Raw genomic sequence first — 21,123 nt, 5'->3', positions numbered from 1 at the left:
GCTTTAGGGGATTTCCTCTCAATCAGTAGGAATTTTCAGTTTTATGGGGAAATTTCATTCTATACTTTTGTCATATCGAAAGATAAATGATAGATAATAATAAATAACCATTAAAAATAAAGGAATATGAAAACGAACACATTCAGATACTTAGGCTTGGCTTTGATGGCCGTATTGATGATAAGCTTTACTTCTTGCGAAGTAGAAATTGACAGCTTTTATGATGATGATAATATTAGCGGAGGTTATTACAATCGTTCTGTCGATTTATGCAGCCGCACGTGGGCGAGTTCTTATTGGGATATAGATGGTAACTATTGCCGTCAGGAACTAGACTTCTTTTTAGATCGTACAGGGATTGACTATATACGGGTGAAGTATCCCAACGGTTACGTAAAGGAATTTGAATATAAATTCCGTTGGAGCTGGGATAACTACGCACAGACCTCTATCCGTATGTCTTATGGACCGAATGATGTATCATATCTGGATGACGTATATATCGGTGGCAACAGGTTGAGCGGTTATCTGGACGGACGGAATAACTTTGTGGAATATCAGGGGAAAAGATAACAAAGAAATAACAAAGAATATGTAATGGGATAATAGGTGAAAAGTCTGTAAATGTCAATATGCGGGTAAAAAGAGAAAGGATAATAAAGTAAAGACAGAAGTTTTGCAAAGATTAAAAACAAAATAATAGGTAAGGCGGTAAAGGGTTGCCAATAAGATTTCAGGATATTAAGAATCAGACCATATATGGGGCGCGAAATGAAAGCTAAAAGTTTTGAATGGGACTAAATAGTTTTTATCTTTGCGCCCTATTAGTTTGAATATACATGGAGTGGTTATATAGTTTATTTCTCGAACATTCTGCCTTACAGGCTGTTGTGGTACTTTCGCTGATTTCGGCAATAGGTCTGGGGCTGGGAAGAGTGCATTTCTGGGGAGTTTCCCTGGGAGTCACTTTTGTTTTTTTTGCGGGTATTCTTGCCGGGCATTTCGGGCTTTCGGTGGATGCGCAGATGTTGAATTATGCAGAAAGTTTCGGACTCGTCATATTTGTTTATTCCCTTGGGCTGCAAGTGGGGCCCGGTTTCTTCAGCTCTTTTCGTAAAGGCGGAGTGACGCTGAACATGCTGGCGCTCGGAGTCGTTCTTTTAGGAACATTGTTGACGGTGGTAGCCAGTTATGCCACGGGTGTGTCTCTTCCCGATATGGTTGGTATTCTTTGTGGTGCAACGACCAATACTCCGGCATTGGGAGCTGCACAGCAAACTTTGAAACAGATGGGAATGGAGAGCAGTACGCCTGCCCTAGGATGTGCGGTGGCATATCCGATGGGAGTAGTCGGCGTAATTCTTGCCGTTTTATTAATCCGTAAAGTGCTGGTTCGCAAAGAAGATTTGGAGATAAAAGAGAAAGATGATGCGAACAAAACTTATATTGCTGCGTTTCAAGTACACAATCCTGCTATTTTCAATAAGAGTATAAAGGATATAGCTCATATGAGTTACCCGAAGTTTGTCATCTCCCGTTTGTGGCGGGACGGGCATGTCAGCATCCCGACTTCCGATAAAGTATTGAAAGAGGGAGACCGCTTGCTGGTGATAACCGCAGAGAAAGATGCTTTAGCCTTGACCGTTCTTTTCGGAGAACAGGAAAATACGGATTGGAACAAAGAGGATATTGACTGGAATGCGATTGACAGCGAATTGGTTTCCCAACGTATCGTTGTCACTCGTCCTGAGTTGAACGGAAAAAAACTGGGCGCTCTCCGGTTGAGAAATCATTATGGGATTAATATCAGCCGTGTTTACCGTTCGGGCGTGCAACTGCTTGCCACTCCGGAATTGATACTTCAGTTGGGCGACCGCTTGACGGTAGTAGGAGAGAAGGCTGCCATCCAAAATGTGGAGAAAGTACTGGGTAATGCTGTCAAGAGTTTGAAAGAGCCTAATCTAGTGGTTATATTTATCGGTATCGTGTTTGGATTGGCATTGGGTGCCATTCCTTTTTCCATCCCGGGTGTAAGCACTCCCGTGAAGCTGGGATTGGCGGGTGGACCGATTATTGTGGGTATCCTTTTGGGTACATTCGGACCGCGGATACACATGATTACCTATACCACTCGCAGCGCAAATCTGATGTTGCGCGCACTGGGACTTTCTATGTATCTCGCCTGTTTGGGACTGGATGCCGGAGCGCATTTCTTCGACACTGTATTCCGCCCGGAAGGCTTGTTATGGATTGCTTTGGGAGCAGGATTGACGATTGTCCCGACAGTCTTGGTAGGCTTTATAGCCTTCAAGATGATGAAGATAGATTTCGGCACGGTGTCCGGTATGTTGTGCGGAAGTATGGCGAATCCGATGGCGTTGAATTATGCAAATGATACAATCCCCGGTGACAATCCGTCCGTAGCTTATGCGACAGTATATCCGCTGTGTATGTTTCTGCGGGTGATTATCGCACAAGTGTTGTTGATGTTCTTGTTAAATTGAAAATTGAGAATTAAAAATTGAGAAATAATAGACTTGTGTTATAAAAGTACTATATTTATCACGAATAACTGAATCGTATGATTCCAAACTAAAGAACATTAAGAAGTAAAATAATTGGTAATTAGTAAATTGTAATAAAATAAAATGACTGCTCAAAGTAATATAACTCCTGAAAGTATTGTGAGCGACCTTCGCTATCTGCAATTGCTTTCCCGAAGTTTTCCTACGATTGCCGATGCAAGTACGGAAATAATCAACCTGGAAGCTATCTTGAATCTACCGAAGGGGACGGAGCATTTTTTGACAGATATACATGGTGAATATGAAGCCTTTCAACATGTACTGAAAAATGCGTCGGGTGCGGTAAAACGTAAAGTGAATGAAATATTCGGTAATACTCTCCGTGAGGCGGAAAAGAAAGAAATCTGTACTCTGATTTACTATCCCGAAGAAAAGCTCCAACTCGTGAAAGCGCGTGAAAAGGATTTGGACGACTGGTATCTGATAACGTTGAACCAACTGGTGAAAGTCTGCCAGAATGTATCATCCAAGTACACCCGTTCCAAAGTGCGCAAATCCCTGCCTGCCGAATTTTCTTATATCATACAGGAACTGTTGCACGAATCTTCCATCGAGCCGAATAAGCATGCTTATATCAATGTGATTATCAGTACGATTATTACTACAAAGCGTGCGGATGATTTTATCATTGCCATGTGCAACCTGATTCAGCGTCTCACTATAGACTCTCTTCATATCGTAGGTGATATCTACGACCGTGGCCCGGGCGCTCACATTATTATGGATACTTTGTGCAACTATCATAACTTTGATATTCAATGGGGTAACCATGACATTCTTTGGATGGGCGCTGCTTCCGGCAATGACAGTTGTATCGCCAACGTTATCCGTATGTCTATGCGTTATGGCAATCTGGCTACACTTGAAGATGGTTACGGAATTAACTTGCTTCCCTTGGCTACCTTCGCCATGGATACTTATGCCGACGACCCTTGTTCCATCTTCATGCCGAAAATGAATTTTGCCGATGCTCATTATAATGAAAAGACTTTGCGCCTGATAACCCAGATGCATAAGGCTATCACTATTATTCAGTTTAAACTGGAAGCTGAGATTATCGACCGTCGTCCAGAGTTTGGGATGGCAAACCGCAAACTGCTGGAGAAGATAGATTTTGAACGTGGTGTCTTTGTTTATGAAGGAAAAGAATATGTGCTCCGCGATACGAACTTCCCGACCATAGACCCTGCCGACCCTTATCGTTTGACGGATGAAGAGCGCGAACTGGTGGAGAAGATTCATTATTCGTTTATGAATAGTGAAAAACTGAAGAAGCATATGCGCTGTCTGTTTACATATGGCGGAATGTATCTGGTTTCCAACTCTAACCTTCTTTATCATGCTTCCGTACCTTTGAATGAAGATGGCAGCTTCAAGCATGTCAGGATACGGGACAAGGAATACTGGGGACGCAAATTGTTGGATAAAGCCGACCAATTGATTCGTACCGCATATTTTGATGAAGATGGGGAAGAGGACAAGGAATTTGCAATGGACTATATCTGGTATATGTGGTGCGGCCCGGAAGCTCCTTTGTTCGACAAGGATAAGATGGCAACTTTCGAACGTTACTTTGTGGATGACAAAGAGTTGCATAAAGAGAAGAAAGGGCATTATTATACGCTGCGTAACCGGGAAGATATATGTGACCAGATATTGGCCGAGTTCGGGGCTTTAGGTCCTCATTCGCATATTATCAATGGTCATGTGCCTGTGAAAACAATCCAGGGAGAGCAACCTATGAAAGCCAACGGCAAGCTTTTCGTTATTGATGGCGGATTCTCAAAAGCTTATCAGCCAGAAACGGGAATTGCGGGATATACGCTTGTTTATCACTCTCACGGTATGCAGCTCGTGCAGCATGAACCGTTCCAGTCTCGTCAGAAAGCTATTGAAGAGGGCTTGGATATAAAATCGACTAACTTTGTTTTAGAGTTTAACTCCCAGCGGATGATGGTGAAGGATACCGATAAAGGGAAAGAACTTGTGACGCAAATTCAGGATTTGAAGAAGTTGCTTGTAGCTTATTGTACGGGGTTGATTAAAGAAAAGGTGTAATAGATAAGTCATACATTATATAATAAATAAGCCCTGTAGAATGATGAATTTGAAGTCTCATTCTTACAGGGCTATTCCTTTATTTTCTGGTGAGCTTGTCGTTTATTATTTCTTTCTTTTAGATGAGACCAACTTAGAAAAGAATAATACCCGCTTCGATAATCGCTCCTTTATCGTAATTGCTTGATTTATTATAGAACCTGGTCAAGCCGTAGCCGCCTGTCGCGAAGATACCGAATTTCTTAGTGAACTGATATTCCAAATTTGCACGTGCCTGCAATGCGTACAGGCGTCTTGGAATTACTTCATCTTTATTATCACAAGCTTCTATATGCTGGTATCCGAGGTCACCACTAATGGAGAGTCCCTTATAAATAGGAAGAGACAGCCCGGCACGATAGGACGCACTCATAGAAAACTTGTCATTCAATCCCTGGTACATGGAACCCACTCCCAGAATCGTATAGAATAATTGGTTCTTGAAGCGTACACCTACATTAGCAGGAGTCGCATTACCGCCATATACCATCATCTGTATTCTTGTATTAGGATTCGCGTTGACCAATCCTAATTGAAGTCCTTTCATATCTTCCCTGTAATAGTTGACCAGACCAATCTGTAGTCCACAGGCTTTGGTAGCGTAATTGCACAATGCTATTTGCATGCCATTCAACTTTGTAGCCGTAATATTGGCAATGCCGGCTATTTGCAGACCATTCATGTTTTCGCCTACCACATTCAAGAGTCCGGAAGTCATCATACCATTGAAACTTTGTCCCGTGATATTTGCTGCGCCGGAGAAATGAATACCCGAAGCCATGTTCCCCGTCACATTCATAAAACCGCTTATCATTACTCCTGAGGTATTGTCTCCACCGATACCGGTAAGTCCGGCAATGGTTACTCCCCGTGTACCGTCACCGGTTATATTAACCAGTCCGGCAGTGGAAAATCCTATCGTATTGTCTCCGCTGATATTGCTGATACCGGCTATTTGAACGCCTCGCATTGTTCCACCTGCCAAGTTTGCCAATCCTGTAATCTGAACACCGTTCATATCACCGTGGATTACGCTTCCCAATGCGTTGATTCCTACCCCATTCAGACGATTCATAGTAGACAACAGACCGATATTCACATAAGTAGTCTGCGTACTGTCATGTGGTTGCGTACAAATATCTTTCCAAATGGAAATATTAATACCGGCACTCTTATTCTGCGCCGGTAAACAAACGGCAGCCATTAGGATAGCTGCCGTAATTATTGTTTTCTTTATCTTCATTCTATAGCTCTTTATCTTCGGTTTAAGTTATATTCTTCTATGCTATGTTTAGTAGCCTTAACCTTTAGCTTCCTGATACAAATACCGTTTGATGCTCTTCTTCGGTGTTTTTTCGAATTCCTCGGGATAAATCTTCATCTTGGAAATCTGGCTGTATGCCGGTAGCATTGTATTCAGTGTCACCCGGTTTTCTTCCATTACTCTTTCGATGTCCTCATTCTTCAGACCGTGGGCGAAAGCGTCGTCAAAATCAGGATAAACAAGACCGACGAGCTTCTCGTTCTGCTGAACGATGATACTTTCGGCCACGTACGGCATATTATTCAGTTTATCTTCGATTTCTTCAGGATAAATGTTCTGCCCGCTTGCGCTGAGAAGCAAGTTTTTGCTGCGTCCCTTGATAGTTACATTGCCTTCCGCATCCATCAATGCGAGGTCGCCTGTGTGCAGCCAGCCGTCTTTATCAATAACTTCCTGTGTAGCTTCCTCATTCTTATAATATCCCAACATCACATTCGGGCCTTTACATACAATTTCTCCGACGATATTCTCCGGGTCGGAAGACAGAATCCGTACATCCATACGGGGGGCAGCCTTTCCGCAAGAGCCCGGCTTGAATTTTGTCCAGTCTTCGTAGCAGATAATCGGACCGCATTCCGTCATTCCATATCCTACCGTATAAGGGAAATCAATCATTTTCAAGAATTGTTCCACTTCCTGGTTGAATGCAGCTCCCCCGACGATAATTTCTTTAAAGTTCCCACCGAATGCTTTTATCATCTCCTCGCGTACTGTTGCTTTGATTTTATCATTGATGATAGGTACTTTCAACAATATCTTCATAGCAGGAGTTTCCAGTTTCGGAAGTACGCTTTTCTTTATGATTTTTTCGATGATAAGCGGGACAGCCACAATCAAGCTGGGTTTAACTTCTTCAAATGCCTGGAAGATGATTTTCGGACTCGGCATGCGGGTAAGGAAGTAAATGTGGCATCCGACGGCAAACTCATAAAGAAATTCGAACGCCAATCCGTACATGTGCGCCATAGGAAGCATGGATACGATTTTATCTCCGGCTTTCAAATCCAACACATCAAATGCAAATTGGGTATTCGACCACAAACTGCGATAGGGGAGCATTACTCCTTTGGAGTAACTGGTCGTGCCGGAAGTATAATTGATAACGGCTAATTCTTCGGGTTCGTCTTTATGATATGCGACATGTTCTTTTCGGAAGTTCTTGGGGTATTTCTTACCGAACATTTCATTCAGATGTTCGCGTGCGTAAGTCAGACGTTCGCTGCGCGATACCAGCAGACTGAAATCGTTCATCATCAGGATACCTTCCAGTAGCGGCATTGCCGATTCGTTCAGGTTTTCCCATACCATGTCTCCTACAAGTAGCAATTTCGCTTCGGAGTGGTTGACGATGTTGTGCACATTGTCTGCTTTAAACTCATGGAGAATAGGCACGATAACCGCTCCATATGTCAGCGTAGCCAGGAAAGTTACTCCCCAATGCGAACTGTTTCTTCCGCATACGGCAATCTTGTCTCCCTTGCGGATTCCACTTTCCTCAAAAATGATATGGAGTTTTTCGATTTTGCGAGCTACGTCTTTATACTGTAGGGTGGCACCCTTGTAATCGGTCAAGGCATCCAAGTCCCAATTATTCTTGATACTGTTTTCAATGTAAGCTATAAAACTCTGTTCCATTGTTTTTGCACATTTGGTATTAAATTGTGCAAATATAACAATTTAATTAAGAATGAAGAACTATGAGTGAAGAATTTTTGGGTAGAGGGGGGGGAAGAGGGAGAAAATCTGTGATATGCTATGAGCTAATTCTGATATGCTATAATGAAAATCATATATGCTATAATGATAATTAATTATGCTATAAGCTAAAATAATGATGCTGATAGCATATCAACAGATTGTTTTACTTCTTATTTCAAGTACCATTCGTACATTTTCCGTACGCCTTCCTCGATTTCGATTTTATGATGCCATCCGAGCGCATGCAGTTTTGAAGGGTCGGTCAGTTTCCGCATAGTGCCGTCCGGTTTACTGCTGTCGAAGGTCAGTTTACCTTGATACCCTACGGTTTCTACGATACTTTCGGCAAGTTGGCGGATTGTGATTTCCTTACCGGTTCCGATGTTGATGTGGCAGTTGCGAATATCCTTGTCACCTTCTTTATAGGTATCCTTGAAGTCCACATGTTCCATGACGAATACGCTGGCATCTGCCATTTCTTCACTCCAAAGGAATTCACGAAGCGGAGTGCCTGTGCCCCAAAGCGTCACTTCCGTGTCGCTGATACCATATTTTCCTAGAATAGCGAGGATCTCTTCTTTGGAGCTGTCACCATTGACACCTTCTACCGGACGCAGGTTCATATCCTTGCGTACAGCTTCCCAATCGCCTTCTTTCAAACAGTGAGCCAGATGGATTTTTCGAATCATGGCAGGCAATACATGACTGCGTTCCAAATCGAAATTATCATTCGGACCGTAGAGATTGGTCGGCATCACAGCGATATAGTTTGTGCCATATTGCAGGTTGAAACTTTCGCACATCTTTAATCCGGCAATTTTGGCAATGGCATACGGCTCATTAGTGTATTCTAGCGGAGAAGTGAGTAGCACATCTTCTTTCATGGGCTGTTCTGCATCACGCGGGTAAATACACGTACTACCCAGAAAGAGCAACTTCTTTACATTGTGACGGAAACTTTCTCCAATCACATTCTGCTGAATCTGCAAATTCTTGTAAATAAAGTCGGCACGGTAGATACTGTTTGCCATGATACCGCCTACAAAGGCAGCGGCAAGGAATACATACTCCGGTTTTTCTTCATCAAAGAACTTGCGGACAGCTGCACCGTCCAGTAGGTCAAGTTCCTTATGGGAACGACCTATCAGATTGGTATATCCTTTATCTTGCAAATTTTTCCAGATAGCAGAGCCTACAAGACCGCGGTGTCCTGCTACATATATCTTTGCATTCTTTTCCATTTTATCTTATTTTATTCTTACCACAGATTACCACAGATTTTCACAGAATATTTTCTTTATATCCGTGGAAATCTGTGTTAATCTGTGGTGAAACAAGTATTAATGTTTGGTAGCTATCATGCGTTTTACCTTCTCCATATCGTGGCGGACCATGATACTTACCAGTTCTTCGAATGAAGTCTTGCACGGATTCCATCCCAATAAAGTTTTCGCTTTAGTCGGGTCGCCCAACAATTGTTCCACTTCCGACGGACGGAAATATTTGGGGTCAACTTCTACCAAAGTCTTTCCGGTAACTACATCGATACCTTTTTCGTTCACGCCTTCACCTTCCCAACGAAGTTCGATGCCTGCCTCTTTGAAAGCCAGTGTCGCAAACTCGCGTACAGTGTGCATTTCTCCCGTAGCAATCACGAAATCTTCGGGAACCTCATGTTGCAGAATCAGCCACATACATTCTACGTAATCCTTGGCGTATCCCCAGTCGCGGCGTGCATCCAGATTACCTAAATACAGCTTGTCCTGTTCTCCCTGCGCGATACGTGCAGCAGCCAGAGAAATTTTACGGGTAACGAAAGTTTCGCCACGGCGTTCGCTCTCATGGTTGAACAAGATACCGTTTACAGCGAACATACCATAACTTTCACGGTAATTCTTAGTAATCCAGAAACCATATTGTTTGGCTACCCCGTACGGAGAGCGGGGATAGAACGGAGTTGTCTCTTTTTGTGGCACTTCCTGCACCTTGCCGAACAATTCGGAAGTAGAAGCCTGATAGATGCGGGTTTTCTTTTCCAGTCCCAGAATGCGTACTGCTTCGAGCATACGCAGTGTGCCGACAGCATCCGCTTCGGCAGTGTACTCGGGAACGTCGAATGAAACTTTTACGTGGCTTTGGGCAGCCAGATTGTAGATTTCATCCGGTTGCACCTGTTGGATAATACGGATTAACGAACTAGAATCTGTCATATCCCCATAATGCAGATTGATAGTACGTTTTTGTTTCATGTCGCGCACCCACTCGTCAAAATACAAATGTTCAATACGTCCTGTATTGAACGAAGAAGAACGCCGGAGAATACCGTGTACTTCGTAACCTTTTTGCAATAAAAACTCGGCAAGATAAGAACCATCCTGCCCGGTGATGCCTGAAATTAGGGCTTTTTTCATACGCTATGTATTTAATAATTGAAAATGTGGGTGCAAATGTCGGTATTTTTTGTTGTATATGCAAACCACTTTCCATTTATTTTTCAGCACAGTTTCTCAGCACGGTTTTTGCCCATCATTTTGTCGATAATCAGCGCAATAGCTCCGTCACCGGTGACGTTGCAGGCTGTTCCGAAACTATCCATTGCAATGTGAAGAGCAATCATCAAGGCTTGAGCCGATTCATCGAAGCCGAGCATGGATTGAAGGATTCCCAAAGCAGCCATGATAGCCCCGCCCGGAACGCCCGGTGCAGCCACCATCGTGATTCCCAGCATAAAGATAAAACCGGCAAAGAGGGGGAAGTCGAACGGCATTCCTTGCATCATCATCAACGCCAGTGCGCAAGCTACGATTTTCAGCGTACTGCCCGACAGATGAATCGTGGCACATAGCGGAATCACGAAGCCTGCAATATCTGCCGAAACTCCGTTCTTCTTCGTCTGTTCCAACGTTACAGGAATGGTAGCGGCCGATGATTGCGTACCCAACGCCGTGAAATAAGCCGGCATCATCTTGCCGAGTAGCTTGAACGGGTTTTTGCGTACAAACAGCGCTGCAATGGAATATTGGAAGACCAACAGGAATATATGCAGGATAAAGATTACTCCGATGATTTTGATAAATACCATCAAGATAGAATACACTTGTCCCGAATGTGTCATATTCAGGAAAATACCGAAGATGTAAAGCGGCAATAAAGGTAGAATCACCGCACTAATCATACGGACGATAATCTCCTGAAAATCCCGTGCTACATTCTTCAAAGCATCGCTGTTCAGCGAAGCGAGCCCCAATCCAAGAGTGAAAGCGAGAATCAAAGCCGTCATCACATTCATCAACGGGGGGATGGATACGGAGAAATAGGGGAGAATCCCTTGTGCTTCGCTCACTTCTTCGAGTGGCACGCCCGGTTCGATAAGCGACGGAAATACCGTGACACCGGTGAAATAAGAGAGGAAACCCGAAAACAGAGTAGCCCCGTATGCAATCAGAGCGGTGATGAGCAGCATCTTTCCCGCACCTTTGCCGATGTCGGCAATAGCCACAGTGACCAGTCCGAGGATAATCAACGGAATGGAGAAGTTCAGAAACTCACTGAAAATGCCGTTGAAAGTGACGAATATCCGTACCAGCGGAGACGGGAAAAAGGTACCGATGGCAATGCCTAGAATGATAGCGATGACAATACGGGCTAATAAACCGATTCTGATTTTCTTCATTTCTGTTTCTATTTGTTGCCCGCAAAAATAATATTTTAATCTAAATATATCGAACAAATGTTCATTTCAATTGTTACTATGGTAAATATTATTACAAAATATACAAGTTATGGCAAATCAGAATAAAACAGATATCGGACTTATCGGCTTGGCTGTGATGGGCGAGAATCTTGCTTTAAATATGGAGAGTAAGGGATGGCATGTATCGGTTTATAACCGTACCGTTCCCGGAGTGGAAGAAGGAGTAGTAGACCGCTTTATGAACGGCCGGGCAAAAGGCAAAAATATCGAAGGATTCACAGATATAAAAGCTTTTGTAGACTCAATAGCTACCCCCCGGAAAATAATGATGATGGTTCGTGCCGGAAGTCCGGTAGACGAACTGATGGAGCAGCTTTTCCCGTTGCTCTCATCCGGTGATATTCTTATCGACGGTGGTAATTCCAATTACGAGGATACCAACCGCCGTGTCGAGCTTGCCGAATCGAAAGGTTTTCTTTTCGTCGGCAGTGGCGTGTCCGGTGGTGAAGAAGGGGCTTTGAACGGTGCTTCCATCATGCCCGGCGGTTCGGAAAAAGCATGGCCGGAAGTGAAACCGATTCTTCAGAGCATTGCGGCAAAAGCGCCGGACGGTACTCCTTGCTGCCAATGGGTAGGTCCGGCAGGTTCCGGTCACTTCGTGAAGATGATTCACAACGGTATCGAATATGGCGACATGCAACTGATTGCCGAAGCCTATTGGGTAATGAAGAAACTGCTCGATTTGAACAATGAGGAAATGGCAGACGTCTTTGCCCGTTGGAACGAAGGCAAACTTCGCAGTTACCTTATCGAAATTACTGCCAACATCTTGCGTCATAAAGACAAAGCCGGCGGTTATCTCATTGATAAGATTCTGGACGCTGCCGGACAGAAAGGAACAGGCAAATGGTCGGTCATCAATGCTATGGAACTCGGCATGCCGTTAGGACTGATTGCCACAGCCGTGTTTGAACGCAGTCTCTCCGCCCAGAAAGATTTGCGCCGCCTGGCTTCCAAACAATTCCAGTGCCAACATACACAACCTATATATAATAAGGTGGAACTCGTCAAGGACATTTTCTCCGCTCTTTATGCTTCCAAGCTCGTCTCCTATGCCCAAGGATTCGCCGTGTTGCAACGTGCTTCCGACGCTTTCGCTTGGCATCTCGACTTGGCTTCCATTGCCCGTATGTGGCGTGGTGGATGCATCATCCGCAGCATATTCCTGAACGACATTGCAGCCGCCTTCGAAGCCACCGACAAGCCTAAGCACTTGTTGTTGGCTCCTTATTTCAAGGAAGAGATGAAAACGTTACTCCCCGGTTGGAAGAGCCTCGTGACCGAAGCTATGAAAGAAGAACTTCCTGTTCCTGCTTTCTCTTCCGCCTTGAACTATTTCTATTCGCTCACTTCTGCCGATTTGCCCGCCAACCTTGTACAGGCACAGCGTGACTATTTCGGCGCGCACACTTTCGAACGTAAAGATGAGTTGCGCGGCCAGTTCTTCCACGAAAACTGGACGGGACGCGGTGGCGATACGAAGTCGGGCACGTACAACGTCTGACAGGAAATTATGAGTAATAAGATTGTTTTATAAGTAAGAAATAAAAAAGCGACAATGGATAAATTTGCAATGATTATTTTCGGTGCGTCCGGCGACCTTACCAAGCGTAAGTTGATGCCCGCCCTTTACTCCCTCTTCCGCGAGAAGCGGTTGACCGGAGATTATAGTATCGTGGGTATCGGGCGTACAATCTACTCTGACGAGGATTACCGTTCATATATATTAGGTGAACTTCAGACTTTTGTGAAGTCTGAAGAACAGGATGCGGCATTGATGGATGCCTTTGTCTCTCATTTGTATTACCTGCCAATGGACCCGGCAAAAGAAGAAGGTTACCCGACACTTCGTCAACGGCTGGTAGAGTTGACCAACGAGGTAGACCCTGACAACCTGCTGTTCTATCTTGCCACTCCGCCGTCACTTTATGGCGTAGTGCCCCTGCATCTGAAAGCAGCCGGACTCAATACTCCCCATTCACGTATCATTGTTGAGAAGCCTTTCGGCTACGACCTCGAATCGGCACGTGAGCTGAACAAAATCTATGCTTCGGTCTTCAACGAACAGCAGATTTACCGTATCGACCATTTCCTTGGCAAAGAGACTGCCCAGAACGTACTGGCTTTCCGTTTTGCTAACGGTATCTTCGAACCGCTCTGGAACCGGAACTATATCGACTATGTAGAAATAACTGCCGTTGAAAATCTCGGTATCGAACAGCGTGGCGGATTCTACGAAACGGCAGGAGCCTTGCGTGATATGGTGCAGAACCATCTTATCCAACTTGTAGCCCTCACGGCTATGGAGCCGCCTGCTGTTTTCAACGCTGATAATTTCCGTAACGAAGTCGTGAAGGTCTACGAATCTCTGACTCCGTTGAATGAAGAAGACTTAAACGAACATATCGTTCGCGGACAATATACTGCTTCCGGCAATAAGAAAGGATACCGTGAAGAAAAAGGCGTATCTCCCGATTCGCGCACGGAAACTTATATTGCCATGAAACTGGGCATCAGCAATTGGCGCTGGAGCGGTGTTCCGTTCTACATCCGCACAGGCAAACAGATGCCGACAAAGGTGACGGAAATCGTAGTGCATTTCCGGGAGACACCCCACCAGATGTTTCATTGTGCCGGTGGAAACTGTCCGCGGGCAAATAAATTGATTCTTCGTTTGCAGCCAAACGAAGGAATAGTCCTCAAGATTGGAATGAAAGTCCCTGGTGCAGGCTTCGAAGTCCGCCAGGTGACGATGGACTTCAGTTATGCCCAGTTGGGTGGTGTGCCTAGCGGTGACGCTTATGCACGTCTGATAGACGATTGTATCCAGGGTGACCCGACCTTGTTTACTCGAAGTGACGCAGTGGAAGCCTCATGGAAATTCTTCGAGCCGGTACTCCGTTATTGGAAAGAGAATCCCGATGCACCTCTTTACGGCTATCCTGCGGGTACGTGGGGACCTTTGGAAAGTGAAGCTATGATGCACGAACATGGAGCTGACTGGACGAATCCCTGTAAGAATTTGACAAACACAGATCAATATTGTGAATTATGAGACTAGAAGTTTTTCCCTCGTCCATAGAGACGTCCCGGGAGTTGATACTCCGCCTGGTGGAAATCATAAAAGAAGAACCTGGCAAGGTGTTCAATATAGCTGTGAGCGGTGGCAACACCCCTGCTCTGATGTTCGACTTATGGGCGAATGAGTATATGGATATTACTCCCTGGAACCGCATGCATATCTATTGGGTGGACGAACGTTGTGTGCCGCCCGATGACTCGGACAGTAATTATGGGATGATGCGTAACCTTCTTTTAGGATTGGCTCCCATTCCTTATGAGAATGTCTTTCGTATTCGTGGTGAAGCAAAGCCGCTGAAAGAAGCTGTCCGCTATTCGGAATTAGTCAAGAAGCAAGTGCCGCTCAAGCAAGGTTGGCCGGAGTTTGATATTATATTGTTGGGGGCAGGAGATGACGGGCATACTTCTTCCATTTTCCCCGGACAAGAAGATTTGTTGACTTCCAATGACATTTATGTGGTCAGCACCCATCCCCGCAACGGACAGAAACGTATTGCGATGACCGGCTATCCCATTCTGAATGCCCGTCATGTCATATTTCTGATAACGGGAAAAAGCAAAGCGGATGTAGTAGAGGAAATCTGTAATTCGGGTGATACCGGACCGGCAGCATACATTGCTCATCATGCACAGAATGTAGAACTGTTTATGGATAAAGGAGCTGCTTTTTATATTGATGACCTGAATAAAAAAGATTTAAACTAAACAAATGCCGGAAAGTATGTTTATCGGCAATCGAGGAGAGTTACGCTTTCGTAATCTCCTCTACTATATATTCATCTTTTACTTTCTTGCAAGTACATACAAAGTATTCAGGATGTTGCAACGCTCCTTTTAAAGTATCAGGAAGAATTATTTCTTTCGTACGACGGTCTACCGCAACCATTGCGTATAAGATTCCTTCACTTTCGCATTTCTCTATTAGTGCACTTTTCAACTCTTCTACAGCATATTCCATTTGTGTGATATTTTGTCGCTGCAAAGTTATGGAAAATATGTATATTTTGTGCAATATTATTCTTGTAATATATAAAAATGGCTTCCTTGTTCGTCCGCCGACGAGGAAGCCATTCAACACAAAAACTAAACTAGACATATTCTTAAATTTGTCTATGAATGACTTCAATCTTAATTAGTTATAGCCGTTGAAAAATGCTAAACAGCACGGTAACAGCAATGTTGTTGTATCATGTACTATCAAGATTTCTGTATTTCATGTTTTATATTACTTTAAATGTTATATTTGCGCATCACTAGAATTGATTATCGTATGTTCAAGAGAATAAAGCCTATTTCAAAAGCCTCATTGGAAGGAATCGTTTATCAGATAAGATACCTTACAGGCGAAAAAAATGTTACTGATGAAGCACTTGTTTGGCATTTGCAAAGGATCTTATCTGAAAAAGGAATTCCTGTCGACTATATTCCTTCTCCCAAACCATGGGAATGGAAGAAGAGAATATGATTACTTTTTTCCACTATTACCGCTTTTGTTTGACGGAGGAGTGTTCGTTGTTTGAGGTATAGACCTTTCTTCCCTTTTTGGGGGAGGTGGAATAGAGGAACTGCGTGGCATCTCTTTTGGAGTATAATCTCCATTATTAATTTTCTTTGTATATCCCATATTTATATTATTAAGTTATTTACTTGTTTTACTTTTAGGAGGTGGTGGTGTTTTACACGGTAAAGGCATAGAGCCAACAGGTGATATTGGTTTATCATGTATAATATGAATCTTTCCATACCCACCTCCATAATTAGTTTCGTGATTGGAGGTCTTTCCTGAATTTGTCGTTTTAGCCATAATTAATTTTCTTTTTCAAAATATACTCGGTTAATATATTCTTCAGCTTGTTCATCTATTTGATGTTGAAGTCTTTTAGATATATATCTGATACCTTTATTTAATTGTGATTCTTTATCGCACTCTGTCTCTTTTATCTCAAAAAAGCGTTTCATTGCTTCTTTTTCATCTATATGTTCATGATCAAAATCATACCATATATTTTCTAAATGATTCATGTAGCGTACATAAAAGTTGGACAAATTATCTAATTCAGATAGTTCGGGTTCTGATTGCAGGAAGTTGGGCATTATAGATTTAGTTATTGATACGAAACCAATTAACAATGAAGTGATAAATGGAATGTATTCATTAATGGAAAATCCCAAAGCTCCAGCTGATGCAGAAAGTGCTATAAATCCATTGTAATATCTATTGTGAGCACGTCTAATGTCGGTGTATTTTTGCAAACATAAAACATTTGCTCTTGCTTGCTTTAATTCTTCCCATATTCTATTACGTGCTATCATAGTTTATTTTTTGTGAAATGGATCGATAATTATTTCTTTATTCTCTTGGTTAATTTTACTATTATCTCTGTCTGCTATTAGCTTTAGCAGCCTAATAATTTCTTCCTGGTTAGATACCATTTTATTAATTTTATAGTACCAGCAGAGTAGTTCTCTGCAAACGATAAAGATTATAGCACAGATAAGTAATACCATAAGTACTGAACCGAATCCGCCGGATGATGTAGGTGCAGGAGCTTGTGCAAATAGTGCCATTGGTACAATGGCAAAAGTGATAAATGTAATTATTTTCATGTCGTATCTGTTTTATTGATTGGTTCTATCCTATATTTCGTTCATGCTTCAACAGTTCTAAACTTATATTTCATTATTACTTTTAGAATCAGTTTCATCACTTTCTTTTTTGCTTTCTAATACTTCATTAATAAGTTCTTTGATTTTAATGTAATCTTTGTCATCTAAATCTTCTTTATTAATAATTTCCTTGAAATCCTTATCAAATATATATTCATAATTTCCTATGTCTGGGCTACCTCCTTTAGTTTTACATCTAAATTTATGTATTGCTTTCCAACCACAAAATTCTTTTTTTATAAAATTAGCTCTGTCTTTTATACTGTCCGAATGTAGTGAAACCATATTAGTACATGCTTTGGCTTTTTCTAGATTTTCATTGAATTTATTTTTAGCTTCATAATATCTAGAGTTACTATATGAAGAATAACCATCACTCCAAATCTCCATGGTTTTTCGTGCATCTTTCATTTCATCTAGATATTCATCTGCTTTTTCAATAGCTATTTTAATGAAATAGGCATGTCTTGTAATGATTGAATCTGTATATACAGATGTAAAAGCACTGTCTATATTGGTTTCAATAGGTTCATAGCTAGCAAAATCATATAGGACTTTAAACATATCGTCCTTAATTAATTCATTAGCTTTTTCTTCTTTAGATTTGCATCCACTTAATAATATGGTAGCTGATGCAACGATAAATAATAATGTTTTCATTAGTGTGTATAAATTTAAATTATCCAATATTTCTTTCATTCTTCAACATAGCCAGTTCACCCTTTAACTTTTGATTCTCTTCCAAAAGACGTTGAGTGAGCATCGTCTTTTCATTAATCTCATCCTGTAGATTCGCTATGGTATATACTATACTTTTCAATTTGTCCATTCCTGGTTCTTTTTTCTATTTAAACATATTTCCATTACCTCTTAAAAGCTATTCGGTAGATATATCATCAAAAGATTTTAATATATCAATATTTCTTGCGGTGTAAGCGCTTTATTATGTTTAAATTATAGTTCGATGAAATCGTTTCTGTCGTACAGTATGATATGTTTATCATCTATTCCTGCATATGACTGTTTTTTTTCTTCATCTCCTTTTAAATAAAACATAATCTGTCCTTTTAATAGAAATACGTCCTTAGCCCTTCTTATTTGCTCTACTGAGAGTTTTTTAGATGTCCTTATTCGGACACCGTTAGTGTATTTTTTTATTATCCAACATTCTACATCGTCAACTTTTCCAAGATAATTGTCCTTTTCTTTTTGAGGTGATGTTTTTATTATAGGTATATCTGTTAATTTGTTTTCTGAAGTTTTGATAGCCATGCCTCTAACCGTAATTGTAGGGACATATACTTGAGATGTGGAGAAGCTTGCGAGTTCGGAAGAATATGACACTGTTAAATTAATAATTCCATTTGCGTTTATTTTTTTTAGTTCTATAACAAGTTTCTTTAATGCTGATTCAATATTGGGATCGATTCTTTTTTCAAATTCCCATCCTCCTTTTTCAGTTACAATAATACTTCCTACCGCTATATAATCGAAATTAACGGAATTAGATTCTGTCACATAGATGCCTTCTTTGGTAAGTAGTGAATAGTCTATAATCTTAATAAAAGTTTGTGGCTTTGGGAGTGTATTGCAAGATGTTACAATAATACTTAATAAAAGTATGTATAGTAGTTTGTTTTTCATCATTGTCTTTTTATTTTTTATCCTACATTTCGTTCATTTTTCAACATCGCTAGTTCACCTTCGATCTTTTTCAACTTCTCTGTTAGTAATTGATTAGTTTTCATTTGCTCATTTATAGTTCCCTGAAGGGTTGCTATTGTATCAACTAAACGTTCCATGCGTTCAATACTTGGATCAGGTTTGATATCTGAAATCAGCATTGGACCTTTATTGCGTAGTAACCAATCTGCTGAAATATCCGTAAATGCGTTTAATGTGAGCCTAATTACTTTAGAGGAAGGTTCTGTGTTTTTTTGAAACATAGAACCAATCACCGATTGGGTTACCCCAATTTTAATGGAAAACTGCCTGTCTGACAGCTTATAATAAGAGATAATCTCTCTAATTTTTTCGTTTACGCTTGTTTCAGTCATATCTATATCAATAGTTAATTAACGTAAATACGATTATTTATCAAGTTTTATGCTTTGTAATTAACGTAAATACGTTTATATTTGCATCATCAATCAATCAATACTCCAAAAGTATAAAAAATGATTGATAAAACAAATGTGAAACCAAATAAATGTGACAGACATGAAAAGATTTGATTTATCCGAAATAATGAGAAATGCTCATAGAACCTATAAGTATTCAGGCAAGAAGCAGGGAAAAACTTTTGGAGAGGTTCTGAAAGCTACCTGGAGACTTGCTAAACTTCAAGAAAATTTCTCACAGGAAGCCATGAAAGCAAGAACGGATAAATTCTTATCAGAAAGAAACGAGGTAATGAGTAAAGCGGCTAAAGCTACAAGGCATGAGGGGTACAATAACCTCAGTATTCCCGCTTCCGCTTACTATAACTCAAATAGTACTCATTACGGTGCACATTATGTCGGAGATTAATCAAATTATAAAATAATCATGGAAGAACAAAAGAAATCACGTGAGCAGATTCTTGAAGAACAAGTAGAGGAACTGAAGAAAGAGAACGAACAGCTAAGAAAAGAAAGAGCTATGTATGAGGATTGGTGGAGAAAAGCGGATGCTAAAAACTACGAACTGGCGGAGAATGTCAAATCCATTTCTACAATAGCTAACTTGATTTGCACCGCTGCTAAATCATAACCCTCACTAAAGTCAAACCAAACCGCCGGTTATCCGGTACCCAGTCCGGTCTTTGAGCCTGCCCTTGAAGGGAGACTGGGAACAACAGAGAAGAGTTCTTTGACATATTGGTAAAATGGTGTTTTGGAAGCCGACACGTGCCGAAAGGGATTACTGATGTAGGCGGGCTTCTCAACGATATAATGCTGTGGTTAATGGTCAAGCCGTATCGTTGTAAAAATAAATCAGTTAGACGTTTGTCGGCAAATCGAGGTATTTGCTTTATGTATATAAAGGTGATGTAGCTCAGGCAGGTTAGAGCACATGTTTTTACATGAGGTCGGCGGTTCGAATCCACCCATCACTTCAATGTTTAATTAAAGAATATAGAGTTATGACAAGGTTTTTCCAGTTTGTAATAGTTGGAATAATATTAGGAGCAGTGCTTATGTTGCTCGCTTCTATTGTTTCTTCGTGTTACTTTTTTATTACAACATTTACGTTGAGTGATTTTGAAGAAAGAACAGCTTCATTTGTTCTCGGTGCGGTAAGTGCTCTATTTACATACGGAATGTTCCGGATATTAATGAATGCCTTACAAGCATTTTCAGATAAGTTGGATGCAATAAAGAAGAGATATGAAAGCAATAATTGAAATTAAAGATGTCGCCTTTCGAGAGATAGGCGACATCAATAGGGGAAGAGGTAAACCTATCAGGGATTGCGTGAAAGTATTTGAAAGCTACAAGGTGATAACTTTCTTTGGCATTCCCATTAAGCGAATTACCCATAGATTGAATGATTGGGATCCTGAAGAATCGACTTCAAACTCTCATAAGCAAGAGTGATTGTTAATGGTGGTGTTCCATCAATGAAATGTAGGATACACTGTTTTCTATGGTCCTCAATTTTAATAACACATCCTAGATTGATAAGGATGCGTTTACCGTTTTCGGTAATCTCAATAAATTTGTTCATTTTCTTGTTTTTTGATTTGACACTTCAAAAATAAGAAAATCCCCCGTTCCTTTTTTATTAGCGAATAATCTTGGAACGGGGGAAATTATTAATCAATTAATATTAAGCGTATTATGAAGAATTACATAACGCTAATTGTGATGTTCATCATCGGTCTATTTGTTGGAAATAGAATATTTAATCATGTAAATGCGTGGATAGGTGTGGGT

Annotated in this window: 23 protein-coding genes and 1 tRNA gene; 12 read left to right on the top strand and 12 right to left on the bottom strand. The window is 41.4% G+C overall.

Going from position 1 to position 21,123, the window contains the following annotated elements:
- Positions 1 to 126 precede the first annotated feature (126 nt).
- From CLIN57ABFB40_RS07965 to CLIN57ABFB40_RS07955, 3 genes are all read left to right on the top strand, one after another.
- The gene (locus CLIN57ABFB40_RS07965) at positions 127 to 573 is read left to right on the top strand and encodes a hypothetical protein (RefSeq protein ID WP_175629596.1); all 447 of its coding nucleotides are present in this window, start codon (positions 127 to 129) and stop codon (positions 571 to 573) included.
- A gap of 266 nt (positions 574 to 839) precedes the next feature.
- Complete coding sequence (locus CLIN57ABFB40_RS07960; protein ID WP_175629595.1) at positions 840 to 2,504, top strand: putative transporter; 1,665 nt, start codon at positions 840 to 842, stop codon at positions 2,502 to 2,504.
- A 144-nt stretch (positions 2,505 to 2,648) separates the two neighbouring features.
- Positions 2,649 to 4,643, top strand: coding sequence for a fructose-1,6-bisphosphatase (locus CLIN57ABFB40_RS07955; RefSeq protein ID WP_175629594.1), 1,995 nt, complete (start codon positions 2,649 to 2,651; stop codon positions 4,641 to 4,643).
- Positions 4,644 to 4,776: 133 nt separating this feature from the next.
- On the opposite strand, the gene CLIN57ABFB40_RS07950 is transcribed toward CLIN57ABFB40_RS07955, so the two are convergent.
- From CLIN57ABFB40_RS07950 to CLIN57ABFB40_RS07930, 5 genes are all read right to left on the bottom strand, one after another.
- Positions 4,777 to 5,925 carry an LA_2272 family surface repeat-containing protein gene (locus CLIN57ABFB40_RS07950; protein ID WP_175629593.1) on the bottom strand — a complete coding sequence of 383 codons (1,149 nt, stop codon included), beginning with the start codon at positions 5,923 to 5,925 and terminating at the stop codon, positions 4,777 to 4,779.
- Positions 5,926 to 5,982: 57 nt separating this feature from the next.
- Positions 5,983 to 7,641 carry a long-chain fatty acid--CoA ligase gene (locus CLIN57ABFB40_RS07945; protein WP_175629592.1) on the bottom strand — a complete coding sequence of 553 codons (1,659 nt, stop codon included), beginning with the start codon at positions 7,639 to 7,641 and terminating at the stop codon, positions 5,983 to 5,985.
- Positions 7,642 to 7,874: 233 nt separating this feature from the next.
- Positions 7,875 to 8,945 (bottom strand): GDP-L-fucose synthase family protein, encoded by a 1,071-nt coding sequence (locus CLIN57ABFB40_RS07940; protein ID WP_175629591.1) that lies wholly within the window; start codon positions 8,943 to 8,945, stop codon positions 7,875 to 7,877.
- Between the two features lie 99 nt (positions 8,946 to 9,044).
- A complete protein-coding gene (gene gmd, locus CLIN57ABFB40_RS07935; RefSeq protein ID WP_175629590.1) occupies positions 9,045 to 10,115 on the bottom strand; it encodes a GDP-mannose 4,6-dehydratase in 1,071 nt (356 codons plus the stop codon).
- Between the two features lie 83 nt (positions 10,116 to 10,198).
- Entirely contained in the window at positions 10,199 to 11,377 is a 1,179-nt protein-coding gene (locus tag CLIN57ABFB40_RS07930; protein ID WP_175629589.1) for a dicarboxylate/amino acid:cation symporter, read from the bottom strand.
- A 109-nt stretch (positions 11,378 to 11,486) separates the two neighbouring features.
- Here CLIN57ABFB40_RS07930 and gnd point away from each other — a divergent pair, with 109 nt between their 5' ends.
- From gnd to pgl, 3 genes are read left to right on the top strand one after another with little or no spacing between them, the layout of a single operon-like run.
- Positions 11,487 to 12,962 carry a decarboxylating NADP(+)-dependent phosphogluconate dehydrogenase gene (gene gnd / locus CLIN57ABFB40_RS07925; protein ID WP_175629588.1) on the top strand — a complete coding sequence of 492 codons (1,476 nt, stop codon included), beginning with the start codon at positions 11,487 to 11,489 and terminating at the stop codon, positions 12,960 to 12,962.
- A 54-nt stretch (positions 12,963 to 13,016) separates the two neighbouring features.
- On the top strand, positions 13,017 to 14,513 hold the full coding sequence (zwf, locus tag CLIN57ABFB40_RS07920) for a glucose-6-phosphate dehydrogenase (RefSeq protein WP_175629587.1): 1,497 nt from the start codon (positions 13,017 to 13,019) through the stop codon (positions 14,511 to 14,513).
- Positions 14,510 to 15,244, top strand: a complete 735-nt coding sequence (gene pgl / locus CLIN57ABFB40_RS07915) for a 6-phosphogluconolactonase (RefSeq protein WP_175629586.1) — start codon at positions 14,510 to 14,512, stop codon at positions 15,242 to 15,244. The genes zwf and pgl overlap by 4 nt, the downstream gene beginning before the upstream one ends.
- 40 nt (positions 15,245 to 15,284) lie before the next feature.
- On the opposite strand, the gene CLIN57ABFB40_RS07910 is transcribed toward pgl, so the two are convergent.
- The gene (locus CLIN57ABFB40_RS07910) at positions 15,285 to 15,497 is read right to left on the bottom strand and encodes a hypothetical protein (RefSeq protein WP_121767375.1); all 213 of its coding nucleotides are present in this window, start codon (positions 15,495 to 15,497) and stop codon (positions 15,285 to 15,287) included.
- A gap of 312 nt (positions 15,498 to 15,809) precedes the next feature.
- On the opposite strand from CLIN57ABFB40_RS07910, the gene CLIN57ABFB40_RS07905 reads away from it, so the two are divergent.
- Positions 15,810 to 16,004 (top strand): hypothetical protein, encoded by a 195-nt coding sequence (locus CLIN57ABFB40_RS07905; RefSeq protein ID WP_121768557.1) that lies wholly within the window; start codon positions 15,810 to 15,812, stop codon positions 16,002 to 16,004.
- 341 nt (positions 16,005 to 16,345) lie between these two features.
- Here CLIN57ABFB40_RS07905 and CLIN57ABFB40_RS07900 read toward each other — a convergent pair whose 3' ends face one another.
- The 6 genes from CLIN57ABFB40_RS07900 to CLIN57ABFB40_RS07875 all read right to left on the bottom strand — a co-directional run bounded on the left by CLIN57ABFB40_RS07900 (position 16,346) and on the right by CLIN57ABFB40_RS07875 (position 19,263).
- Positions 16,346 to 16,852, bottom strand: coding sequence for a hypothetical protein (locus CLIN57ABFB40_RS07900; RefSeq protein ID WP_121768558.1), 507 nt, complete (start codon positions 16,850 to 16,852; stop codon positions 16,346 to 16,348).
- 3 nt (positions 16,853 to 16,855) lie between these two features.
- The gene (locus tag CLIN57ABFB40_RS07895; protein WP_175629585.1) at positions 16,856 to 17,146 is read right to left on the bottom strand and encodes a hypothetical protein; all 291 of its coding nucleotides are present in this window, start codon (positions 17,144 to 17,146) and stop codon (positions 16,856 to 16,858) included.
- Between the two features lie 63 nt (positions 17,147 to 17,209).
- Complete coding sequence (locus tag CLIN57ABFB40_RS07890; RefSeq protein ID WP_175629584.1) at positions 17,210 to 17,866, bottom strand: hypothetical protein; 657 nt, start codon at positions 17,864 to 17,866, stop codon at positions 17,210 to 17,212.
- Positions 17,867 to 17,885: 19 nt separating this feature from the next.
- Complete coding sequence (locus tag CLIN57ABFB40_RS07885; RefSeq protein ID WP_175629583.1) at positions 17,886 to 18,035, bottom strand: hypothetical protein; 150 nt, start codon at positions 18,033 to 18,035, stop codon at positions 17,886 to 17,888.
- Positions 18,036 to 18,160: 125 nt separating this feature from the next.
- Complete coding sequence (locus tag CLIN57ABFB40_RS07880) at positions 18,161 to 18,853, bottom strand: hypothetical protein (RefSeq protein WP_175629582.1); 693 nt, start codon at positions 18,851 to 18,853, stop codon at positions 18,161 to 18,163.
- A 14-nt stretch (positions 18,854 to 18,867) separates the two neighbouring features.
- The gene (locus tag CLIN57ABFB40_RS07875) at positions 18,868 to 19,263 is read right to left on the bottom strand and encodes an XRE family transcriptional regulator (protein ID WP_175629581.1); all 396 of its coding nucleotides are present in this window, start codon (positions 19,261 to 19,263) and stop codon (positions 18,868 to 18,870) included.
- A gap of 163 nt (positions 19,264 to 19,426) precedes the next feature.
- On the opposite strand from CLIN57ABFB40_RS07875, the gene CLIN57ABFB40_RS07870 reads away from it, so the two are divergent.
- The 5 genes from CLIN57ABFB40_RS07870 (at position 19,427) to CLIN57ABFB40_RS07850 (ending at position 20,784) form a co-directional block, all read left to right on the top strand.
- Positions 19,427 to 19,735: a hypothetical protein gene (locus CLIN57ABFB40_RS07870; RefSeq protein ID WP_175629580.1), complete on the top strand. Its 309-nt coding sequence runs from the start codon at positions 19,427 to 19,429 to the stop codon at positions 19,733 to 19,735.
- 18 nt (positions 19,736 to 19,753) lie between these two features.
- Complete coding sequence (locus tag CLIN57ABFB40_RS07865; protein WP_175629579.1) at positions 19,754 to 19,957, top strand: hypothetical protein; 204 nt, start codon at positions 19,754 to 19,756, stop codon at positions 19,955 to 19,957.
- Between the two features lie 274 nt (positions 19,958 to 20,231).
- A tRNA-OTHER gene (locus CLIN57ABFB40_RS07860) sits at positions 20,232 to 20,303 on the top strand.
- 27 nt (positions 20,304 to 20,330) lie between these two features.
- On the top strand, positions 20,331 to 20,591 hold the full coding sequence (locus CLIN57ABFB40_RS07855; RefSeq protein WP_032856101.1) for a hypothetical protein: 261 nt from the start codon (positions 20,331 to 20,333) through the stop codon (positions 20,589 to 20,591).
- Positions 20,575 to 20,784 carry a hypothetical protein gene (locus CLIN57ABFB40_RS07850; RefSeq protein ID WP_032856102.1) on the top strand — a complete coding sequence of 70 codons (210 nt, stop codon included), beginning with the start codon at positions 20,575 to 20,577 and terminating at the stop codon, positions 20,782 to 20,784. Before CLIN57ABFB40_RS07855 ends, CLIN57ABFB40_RS07850 begins: the two co-directional genes overlap by 17 nt.
- Positions 20,785 to 21,123: the final 339 nt, after the last annotated feature.

It is taken from the genome of Bacteroides acidifaciens (assembly GCF_903181435.1).
GTDB lineage: Bacteria > Bacteroidota > Bacteroidia > Bacteroidales > Bacteroidaceae > Bacteroides.
The sequence above is the reverse complement of the archived record's forward strand: the minus strand, read 5'-3'. Positions and strand labels throughout refer to the sequence as shown.

What these genes read in the sequence shown, in the direction of transcription:
- gmd (WP_175629590.1), bottom strand. Translation starts at nt 10,115, where the DNA reads ATGAAAAAAGCCCTAATTTCAGGCATCACCGGGCAGGATGGTTCTTAT.
- pgl (WP_175629586.1), top strand. Translation starts at nt 14,510, where the DNA reads ATGAGACTAGAAGTTTTTCCCTCGTCCATAGAGACGTCCCGGGAGTTG.
- CLIN57ABFB40_RS07965 (WP_175629596.1), top strand. Translation starts at nt 127, where the DNA reads ATGAAAACGAACACATTCAGATACTTAGGCTTGGCTTTGATGGCCGTA.
- CLIN57ABFB40_RS07930 (WP_175629589.1), bottom strand. Translation starts at nt 11,377, where the DNA reads ATGAAGAAAATCAGAATCGGTTTATTAGCCCGTATTGTCATCGCTATC.
- CLIN57ABFB40_RS07960 (WP_175629595.1), top strand. Translation starts at nt 840, where the DNA reads ATGGAGTGGTTATATAGTTTATTTCTCGAACATTCTGCCTTACAGGCT.
- CLIN57ABFB40_RS07900 (WP_121768558.1), bottom strand. Translation starts at nt 16,852, where the DNA reads ATGATAGCACGTAATAGAATATGGGAAGAATTAAAGCAAGCAAGAGCA.
- CLIN57ABFB40_RS07865 (WP_175629579.1), top strand. Translation starts at nt 19,754, where the DNA reads ATGGAAGAACAAAAGAAATCACGTGAGCAGATTCTTGAAGAACAAGTA.
- CLIN57ABFB40_RS07895 (WP_175629585.1), bottom strand. Translation starts at nt 17,146, where the DNA reads ATGAAAATAATTACATTTATCACTTTTGCCATTGTACCAATGGCACTA.
- CLIN57ABFB40_RS07870 (WP_175629580.1), top strand. Translation starts at nt 19,427, where the DNA reads ATGAAAAGATTTGATTTATCCGAAATAATGAGAAATGCTCATAGAACC.
- CLIN57ABFB40_RS07890 (WP_175629584.1), bottom strand. Translation starts at nt 17,866, where the DNA reads ATGAAAACATTATTATTTATCGTTGCATCAGCTACCATATTATTAAGT.
- CLIN57ABFB40_RS07910 (WP_121767375.1), bottom strand. Translation starts at nt 15,497, where the DNA reads ATGGAATATGCTGTAGAAGAGTTGAAAAGTGCACTAATAGAGAAATGC.
- gnd (WP_175629588.1), top strand. Translation starts at nt 11,487, where the DNA reads ATGGCAAATCAGAATAAAACAGATATCGGACTTATCGGCTTGGCTGTG.
- CLIN57ABFB40_RS07945 (WP_175629592.1), bottom strand. Translation starts at nt 7,641, where the DNA reads ATGGAACAGAGTTTTATAGCTTACATTGAAAACAGTATCAAGAATAAT.
- CLIN57ABFB40_RS07905 (WP_121768557.1), top strand. Translation starts at nt 15,810, where the DNA reads ATGTTCAAGAGAATAAAGCCTATTTCAAAAGCCTCATTGGAAGGAATC.
- CLIN57ABFB40_RS07850 (WP_032856102.1), top strand. Translation starts at nt 20,575, where the DNA reads ATGAAAGCAATAATTGAAATTAAAGATGTCGCCTTTCGAGAGATAGGC.
- CLIN57ABFB40_RS07880 (WP_175629582.1), bottom strand. Translation starts at nt 18,853, where the DNA reads ATGATGAAAAACAAACTACTATACATACTTTTATTAAGTATTATTGTA.
- CLIN57ABFB40_RS07875 (WP_175629581.1), bottom strand. Translation starts at nt 19,263, where the DNA reads ATGACTGAAACAAGCGTAAACGAAAAAATTAGAGAGATTATCTCTTAT.
- CLIN57ABFB40_RS07940 (WP_175629591.1), bottom strand. Translation starts at nt 8,945, where the DNA reads ATGGAAAAGAATGCAAAGATATATGTAGCAGGACACCGCGGTCTTGTA.
- CLIN57ABFB40_RS07855 (WP_032856101.1), top strand. Translation starts at nt 20,331, where the DNA reads ATGACAAGGTTTTTCCAGTTTGTAATAGTTGGAATAATATTAGGAGCA.
- zwf (WP_175629587.1), top strand. Translation starts at nt 13,017, where the DNA reads ATGGATAAATTTGCAATGATTATTTTCGGTGCGTCCGGCGACCTTACC.
- CLIN57ABFB40_RS07950 (WP_175629593.1), bottom strand. Translation starts at nt 5,925, where the DNA reads ATGAAGATAAAGAAAACAATAATTACGGCAGCTATCCTAATGGCTGCC.
- CLIN57ABFB40_RS07955 (WP_175629594.1), top strand. Translation starts at nt 2,649, where the DNA reads ATGACTGCTCAAAGTAATATAACTCCTGAAAGTATTGTGAGCGACCTT.
- CLIN57ABFB40_RS07885 (WP_175629583.1), bottom strand. Translation starts at nt 18,035, where the DNA reads ATGGACAAATTGAAAAGTATAGTATATACCATAGCGAATCTACAGGAT.